The 5,869-nt window shown below is 43.7% G+C and carries 7 protein-coding genes; all 7 read left to right on the top strand.

Annotated elements, in window-relative coordinates; all coding sequences use genetic code 11:
- The first annotated feature begins 150 nt into the window (after nucleotides 1–150).
- Complete coding sequence (locus A3756_RS17140; RefSeq protein ID WP_082865327.1) at nucleotides 151–1,026, top strand: peptidoglycan DD-metalloendopeptidase family protein; 876 nt, start codon at nucleotides 151–153, stop codon at nucleotides 1,024–1,026.
- Nucleotides 1,027–1,142: 116 nt separating this feature from the next.
- Nucleotides 1,143–2,171, top strand: coding sequence for an RNA polymerase sigma factor RpoS (gene rpoS, locus A3756_RS17135; protein WP_068513624.1), 1,029 nt, complete (start codon nucleotides 1,143–1,145; stop codon nucleotides 2,169–2,171).
- Nucleotides 2,172–2,415: 244 nt separating this feature from the next.
- Nucleotides 2,416–3,333 (top strand): hypothetical protein, encoded by a 918-nt coding sequence (locus tag A3756_RS17130; RefSeq protein WP_082865326.1) that lies wholly within the window; start codon nucleotides 2,416–2,418, stop codon nucleotides 3,331–3,333.
- Between the two features lie 6 nt (nucleotides 3,334–3,339).
- The gene (locus A3756_RS17125; RefSeq protein WP_068511629.1) at nucleotides 3,340–4,041 is read left to right on the top strand and encodes a hypothetical protein; all 702 of its coding nucleotides are present in this window, start codon (nucleotides 3,340–3,342) and stop codon (nucleotides 4,039–4,041) included.
- Entirely contained in the window at nucleotides 4,038–4,733 is a 696-nt protein-coding gene (locus A3756_RS17120) for a hypothetical protein (RefSeq protein WP_068511626.1), read from the top strand. The genes A3756_RS17125 and A3756_RS17120 overlap by 4 nt, the downstream gene beginning before the upstream one ends.
- A complete protein-coding gene (locus A3756_RS17115) occupies nucleotides 4,726–5,100 on the top strand; it encodes a general secretion pathway protein GspB (RefSeq protein WP_068511623.1) in 375 nt (124 codons plus the stop codon). Before A3756_RS17120 ends, A3756_RS17115 begins: the two co-directional genes overlap by 8 nt.
- A 159-nt stretch (nucleotides 5,101–5,259) precedes the next feature.
- Nucleotides 5,260–5,869: secretin N-terminal domain-containing protein (locus tag A3756_RS17110; RefSeq protein ID WP_197481362.1), on the top strand; the 610-nt coding region annotated here is incomplete at its 3' end.

Genomic DNA, 5,869 nt, shown 5'->3' with positions numbered 1-5,869 from the left:
AACACTGGTGTATTTTGCGGTAACGTTTAATTTGCTTATATTCTGAGCGAATAAGATAGAAGATGAATGACTTAGCTAAGTAACTTAATATTCTTCATTAAGTTAAAGAAGTAAAAAGAATTAAATAAAAAAATATTATAGCTATATGTTATGGAGAGGTTTGTCGAATTGTTTACTTTTTATCCGCTTTGTAATTTGGCGTGTTTAAAAAATAGGCGGCCTCTTGCTTTTGTAACGTTTTGTATCTTAACGCTATTCCTTCTGGCCTCCTGTACCTCTCCATCAATATATCTAGATAAAAACTTTAACCCTCCAGTCTACTTTGGGCAGCATGTTGTACGTAAGGGAGATACCTTATATGCCATCGCATGGCGCTATGGCCGTGAGATGAAGGAGTTGGCGAGAGAGAATGGAATAAAGTCGCCCTATGTGATTGTGCCGGGGCAAAAAATAAATTTAGAACGTCGCAAAAACTCACAGAAATCGAACTTGAAAATATCAAAATCAGGGTCTAAGAGAAGAGGGAATGTAACAGAACGTAAAGAAACTATGCAGAATGGTAAAAGCGTAACAAGAGATAAAAAAACCAAGCACATCAAGAACATAAATTGGCAGTGGCCTCATCTTGGCCCGATACTTGCCATGTATTCTGTAAAAGGTTCTGTAGGAACTTCCCGTTCAAGTGGAATGAGCAAAGGGAAGTCTGCGGGTACGACTCTCAATAAGGGGGTCGATATTACCGGCAATTTGGGTTCGCCAATATATGCGGCCGCTGATGGAGAAGTAGTTTATGCAGGCAATGGCTTGTTAGGCTACGGAAACTTGGTAATTATAAATCATAATGAAACTTACCTCAGCGCTTATGCACATAACCAGCGGATACTAGTTAAAGAAGGACAAAAAATAATAAAAGGTCGCAAGATCGCAGAGATGGGGAGCTCTGACTCAAAACAGGTAATGCTTCATTTTGAAATTCGGCGCAATGGTGAGCCGGTTGACCCAATGAAATATCTGCCTGCGAGATAAAACTATCCTAAAAGGGAAAAATGCCAGTTGCGAGGCTGGTAGCGTATTTATTTAAACAGCTAGGTTGCATCATCAAGGATCTTGATGAGCAAACAATAAAAAGCGAGGCAAGACAGATGTCAGCAGAAAGAGAAGCGTACTTTGACGATGTAGTAGAAATTGATGGCGTTGAATCAGAAGAGACAACGACTGAAAGTTGGGGTTTTGAGGAAGAGGCTGAGACAGTCGTCACTCCGATAACCGCGAAAAAGAAAGCTAAGAAGACAGGCATAGACGGTCGCTCATCAGAAAGTCAGTCATACCGTCAGCTTGATGCGACACAAATGTACTTGAATGAAATCGGATTTTCTCCGCTTTTATCCCCAGAAGAAGAAGTTTATTTTGCTCGCTTGGCGCAGAAAGGTGATGCGGCCGGGCGTAAGAGAATGATTGAAAGTAACTTGCGACTCGTTGTAAAGATCGCACGTCGCTATGTTAATCGTGGTTTGACTCTACTTGACCTGATTGAAGAGGGTAATTTAGGCCTAATTCGCGCAGTTGAGAAATTTGACCCAGAACGTGGTTTCCGCTTCTCTACTTATGCAACATGGTGGATTCGCCAAACTATTGAGCGCGCAATCATGAATCAGACGCGTACAATTCGTCTGCCTATTCACGTAGTAAAAGAGCTGAATTTATATCTGCGTGCTGCACGTGAGTTGACTCAAAAACTTGATCACGAGCCATCGCCAGAAGAAATTGCAGATTTGCTTGATAAGCCTGTTGCTGATGTTAAGCGCATGTTGGGCTTGAACGAGCGTGTTGCCTCTGTTGATATGCCTATCGGCGGCAGTAGCGACAAATCATTACTAGATACAGTTGCTGATGAGTCAGCGTCTGATCCTGCAGAGTTGCTGCAGGATAGTAACCTTAAAGGTAGCATTGATGGCTGGTTGGATCAGTTGTCTGGTAAGCAGCAAGAAGTTCTTTCTCGTCGCTTTGGTCTTCGTGGCTACCGTATGAGCACCTTGGAAGAGGTTGGTAAAGAGATTGGTCTAACTCGCGAGCGAGTTCGTCAGATTCAGGTTGAAGCACTTAAGCGACTCAGAGATATCCTTGAGAAGCAGGGCTTAAATGGCGAAACCTTGTTTAATAGTTGCTTCTAAGCTTCTTATGTATGCCGCAAATTTTGTGCAGGCATCAGAGTAAGTAAAAAATCCCCGCCTTTGGTGGGGATTTTTGCATTTACAGTTTTAAAATTCGCTGCTGCTGAGTCTGGGTCTTAATGTTGAATTCTATGTGGTATAAAACTTTTGCAAACAGTAACTTACTGAACTATTCTAACTAAAAGCTTTAAAAAGGCTGGTGGCGCTCCGATTCAGGGGCTTATTTAGATCTAGGGGCAGGTATTTGTTTTCGCTATTTAAAAAGAAATCGAAAGCTCAAGTAGTAGGGCTGGAAGTTCGCTCCAGCGGTATAGCTCTTGCTGTCGCTTCGAAAAATGAAGGCAAAAATGCGCTCATTACATTGTGTGATTATCGTGAGTGCAATGCGGCAGAGCGTGTATCAGTGCTGGAGTCACTTGTTGAAGAGCATGGCCTCGACGGTGCAACTTGTCGCGTCGTTTTGCCGGCAGATCAGTATCGAGTTTACCCTATCGAGAAGCCAAAAGTTGAAGAGAGTGAACTCGTCGATGCCGTTCGCTGGAAGCTAAAAGACCTACTCGACTATGACGTAAACGATGCGGTGCTGGATGTCTATGATTTTCCTCAGGATGCCCTAAAAGGACGTCCGGAACAGGTGAATGTTGTTTCCAGTCGGTCAGCTTTAATCCAGGATACCGTGAATCTCGTCAATAAGTCTGGTTTGGAACTAGAAACAATTGAGATCTCAGAGCTAGCGATTAGGAATATTGCCTTGCGACTAGCAGATGATGATCAAAGACCCGTTGCGGTTTTATATCTTCGTCACGGTGCTGGAATGATTGTGTTGGTTAAAGGTGACACGCTTTACTTTTCCAGGCATTTTGACTTTTCTTTACAAGCGCTGAACGATGTCGCGCAGCAAAACTCGGTTATTCAGCAATTATCTTTAGAAATCCAGCGCTCATTTGATTACTTTGAAAGCCAGATGGCTCAAGTTCCTCCGCAAACGGTTGCACTGATGGGCCCTGCACCCAATATGCCATTAGCAAATATGCTTGGTGGTAGTATTGGCGCCAGAGTCGAACCGCTTGATATGTCCTTGTTTATGCAGGACGAGGCAAATCTGGGCCTTGAAGAAATTCAAGCTTTTGTCGCGCTCGCCAGTGCATTGAGAGAGGGGTAGAGCAATATGCAACAAGTAAACCTCTATACCGACGCTTTCAAACCAAAACGCGTAAAGTTACCACTCGAACAAATTATACTTCTGCCTGTTGTCACCTTGCTCTTGCTCATTGGTGTCAGCTTGTGGCTTAGCCATAGCTTAAAGCAGGAAGCTCAAGAGCTTGAAGTAATCAAATCAAAGAATGAAGAAATGGCAAAGCGCCTTGAAACACTAAGCGTTAAAGCTAAACGCATGAGAAAAGATGAGTCATTAGTCGCCGCTAATCAGCGTTTGCACGCTAAAGCTGAAGCTCGTCAACGAATGATCGAAATGCTAGATACGGTTGTAGTTAAAGATGATGAAGGCTTTTCTAATATTCTGCTCTCACTTGCACGCCAGAACTTAGATAAACTATGGTTGAACTCAATAATTATTGGCTCCTCAGGAAAGGAGATGCATATTGAAGGCATTACCCTGAACGGTGACTTGGTGCCCGAGTATTTGCAAAAGCTTCGTCAGGAAGACAGCCTCCTGGGGCGTACATTTACATTGTTTGAACTTGAAAAACACGAAGGGAAGAGACATTGGTTGAATTTCTCTTTGCGCTCTGAAGAGCACACTGCAGCACCTGAGGTGTTACTTTCTCGTCTTGATAGCAGTGAAGCAATACTCAACTATGCTAAAGACTCGGCTGGTTCTTCTGTAGAACAAGAAGGAGGCCAGAAATGAACCTTGAGAAATGGTACGAACTACGTGATAAAACAGCCGACCTAAGCCTTAGAGAACGGGCAATTATGGCGGGTACTGCTGTGGTGATCATTGCTTTTATTTGGCTGCAGACAGGCTTCGCTGATTATGAAAAAAAGCACAAAGCTAACTTAGCCAACAAAGCATCGTTGACACAAGAAACTGTTGAGCAAAGTAATCGGCTCAGTGAGCTGACTTCAGCTTTGGCTCACGACCCGAATGCAGCACTAAGGCAAGAGCAAGAACAATTAAAAGAGCGCCTGCAGGGCTTACGTTTAAAGATAGGGCAGCGTATGAGTAACCTGGTTGCGCCTGAAGATATGGCAAACCTTATGAAAAAGGTCTTATCTGACTACAAAGGCTTGAGCTTGCTAAGTGCCAAAAATCTACCGGTAGAGCCCTTGAACGTGAGTTTGGGGAGTACCACAGACGAATCAGATAAGACTAATGATAGCGCCATTTCTGCAGAGCCTCAGGCGGTTATATTTACGCATGGCTTTGAAATGGAATTGCGAGGAACTTATTTCCAGACGGTTGAATATTTACAGCAATTAGAAAGCTTGAGCGGCTTTTACTGGAGAATGCTGAGTTATAAAGTTGATCGGTACCCTAATGCGACGATAAAAGTTCAGCTCAGTACTCTGAGCCTGGAAGAGGACTGGATCGGTGTTTAAAACTACAATTTACAAGAGCTCTTTAGTATTAGTGTTTGGCTTATGCTTAAGCGCTTCATTGTCGCTGTCCGCCAAACAAACTTATAGTTTGCCTGGCGGTGAGGTCTTGTCTGACCCAACAGCGCCGTATGGGGAAAAGAGAAAGGCTGCCGCGAAAACCAAGCGCCGTATGCCGAACTTCTCTCTCAACTATATAATGAGCGCAGGGGATAACCGCCGAGCAATGATCAATGGCAAAAAAGTGTATGAAGGAGACTTTGTTTCCGGTGCGAAAGTAAGAAGAATTTCGTCGGAGTCTGTCTCGTTGGTGTATGACGGAAGAGAAGTCGTTTTGCACCTCAATAAAATCAAACAAATTCGAAAATAACTTTAAGCGGGCCTAAGCTAAGGTTTGGTCTGCGATATAAAGCCTATAGCTACATGATTGTGGCAGGCTCAAAAGTACAGAAGTGAGAACAACATGGTAAGGTCAAAAGGCTCGTATCAAGTAACAAAACAAGGTGCCCACAGTTTACTGGCATTTTGTATGTGCTTAATTCTATCTGCCTGTGCGAATAAAAATGCGCTGCTCCAGACACCAACCGCGAACACCACGTCGGCGGTTGATCAGATAAACGATACCTTGGATGAGGCGCTTGATGAGCAGAATGAGCCTTTATCTCCCCATGCGAATGAAGAAGTGCCGCTTGCTGTTGTTGACGCACTAACGCCACAAATTGGTAATTACAATAGTGCAATAGGAAAAATTGAGCCGCGCTTTGATATTGGCGTGAACAATGTTCCGGCACGGGATTTCTTTGCCGGCCTTGTAGACGGTACAAATAAAAATATGGTTGTTCATCCTGATGTTAGTGGCAGTATTAGCTTGCAACTCAGGGATGTAACGGTATCTGAAGTGATGAGCATTGCCAAAGATATCTATGGTTATGAATATGAGGAGTCAGGCCGACTTATAAAGGTCTTCCCTGCCGGGCTTCGTACCCAGATCTTTCAAATAAACTATCTGAATGTAAACCGAAACGGCGATAGTGAGACGCGCGTTAGCTCTGGACAAATTACTCAAAACTCAAGTGGAGGAAGCTCTTCCTCAAGTGACTCCGACTCAGATTCTGGCAGTGCTAGTACGCAAAGCAGCG

This window comes from Oleiphilus sp. HI0086 (assembly GCF_001635225.1).
The sequence above is the reverse complement of the archived record's forward strand: the minus strand, read 5'-3'. Positions and strand labels throughout refer to the sequence as shown.

Coding starts and splice junctions, on each gene's coding strand:
- A3756_RS17140 (WP_082865327.1), top strand. CDS start 151: ATGGAGAGGTTTGTCGAATTGTTTACTTTTTATCCGCTTTGTAATTTG.
- rpoS (WP_068513624.1), top strand. CDS start 1,143: ATGTCAGCAGAAAGAGAAGCGTACTTTGACGATGTAGTAGAAATTGAT.
- A3756_RS17125 (WP_068511629.1), top strand. CDS start 3,340: ATGCAACAAGTAAACCTCTATACCGACGCTTTCAAACCAAAACGCGTA.
- A3756_RS17120 (WP_068511626.1), top strand. CDS start 4,038: ATGAACCTTGAGAAATGGTACGAACTACGTGATAAAACAGCCGACCTA.